Here is a 1,655-nt window from a genome sequence, read left to right as displayed (position 1 = left end):
TCCCCGCCTCGGGAGCCGAAGAAATTGTGCGGGATTACGGCGGTTATCTGCACGCGGAGTTTGCGAATGGGTTCAGTGGAGAACCGGGCGAGGCCCTGCCGGTGCTAAGTGGCATTCCGGTACCGCGCCGAGATCGCCCAAGGCCGGCGGAAGTCTTGAAATCGCTGGGTATTGGCGAGGAAATGTTCAAAATCCTGCTCCAGGCAGTCATGCAATCGGTATCCGGCAAAAAGAAGATCTACATATCGCTGAACGCGCCCGTAAAGGAGCTGTCCGCACGGGCAGCCGATTTGACCGAAGTGCTGCTGTGCTGTCTTCCTTTTGAATTCCGGCGCAGACTCGGCGTCATCACGTATGCGAAGGAGCCGCAAAGCCGCAAATACATCCACCTGACGTTCGTGGAGACAGGCTCGCTGCGCCCCGGAGACCGGGCGACGGAGAAGGATTTTATCTTCGATCTCGCCGCCGGACGGACGCTGAATGCGGATTTTGCCTCCGCTCCGCAGCCATTTCTTGAGCTTGCCTTGGAGCTGCTGCGCGAACCCAAGGCCGCAGAAGATTTTGCCGTGTTTGCGGATCTCATGCTGGGAGGAGAGAGCGCGGAGCGGAAGCTGTCGCTCGGGGCGTATAACGAGCTGGCTGTTTTTTACCGGATTGAGCAGGGAAATGAAGCTTTATATACGGAGAACAAAAGCGCTGTGCTCAACGGGCTGCTGGGCTATCTGGGTGGAGAAGGGGCGATGGAATCAAAAATCCGGCTGAATGATCTGTTCCTGGAGCGCTTTGACCGCGAGTTCGATGCCGTACGGCAGAAAAACATTCCGGAGAAGGCAGTGATGGAGAGCTTCCGGGATTACTTTTCGCTGAAAGGACATAACTACCGGACGCGCATTGTCGATTATTTCATCAACGGGATGCTGAACGCGCAAAATGCGGGCCGCGAGGATGCGCTGTCGGCAGCATACAGCGTGATTGAAAGCAGCGGGGAGCTGGCCGCCGCCTTTTTCGGCAAACTGTTGACCACGCCGGTCTTCGCCCGGCTGCTGTTCCAGCCTTATGTGGAACTCAGGCTTGCCTCCGCCGCGAGAGCCGCTGACCTGCTGGAATTTGTCGTGCATTGGGACAGGTTCATGCCGGAAGCGCTGAGACAGCCTGCCGTCGTTGACAGCCTCAGGGACTATCTGCCCGAGAAACTGGAGCGGGAGCGCGATCCTGTGGCAGCTGTGGCGGCGATCCATGATTACATCGAACAGGCGGAGAAAGACCGCCGCCGGAGAGCCGGAATCCGCCCGGAAGCTTTGGCGCTTCAGAAGGAGCTGGCCGCTGCGGCGGACCGGTATTTGCTGGACCGCCTTTCGCTTGACGACATTACCGAGGAGCAGCTGCTGGAGCTGTCGTTCGTCCGTTTTTCGCTCGATATGGGCGAGTGGGACCCGCCGCTTGATCTGCAGAGCAGGCGGAAGGCGAACGTGCTCCGTGCGGCGTACCGCTGGTTCGGTGAAGAGAATCCGGACGAGCATATTTTTGACGGATTGTCCCCGCAAGAGATGGACGATGTGCAGCTGCTCGGACGGCGCTGGCTGAAGGAAGGCCGGGGTGCAGAGCCGTTCGCCCGCCTGCCGCTTGCCTTTTACCACAGCCGTCCCCGAGAGGGG

1 protein-coding gene is annotated in these 1,655 nt (G+C 59.3%); it reads left to right on the top strand.

All coding sequences use genetic code 11. The annotated features are described in order from the left end of the window. On the top strand, positions 1-1,655 hold a 1,655-nt coding region (locus L691_RS32835; protein WP_025691125.1), incomplete at both ends, for a GAP1-M domain-containing protein.

The sequence above is a fragment of the Paenibacillus zanthoxyli JH29 genome (assembly GCF_000520715.1).
Classification (GTDB): domain Bacteria; phylum Bacillota; class Bacilli; order Paenibacillales; family Paenibacillaceae; genus Paenibacillus_AQ; species Paenibacillus_AQ zanthoxyli.
This window is presented reverse-complemented; position numbering and strand designations above follow the sequence as displayed.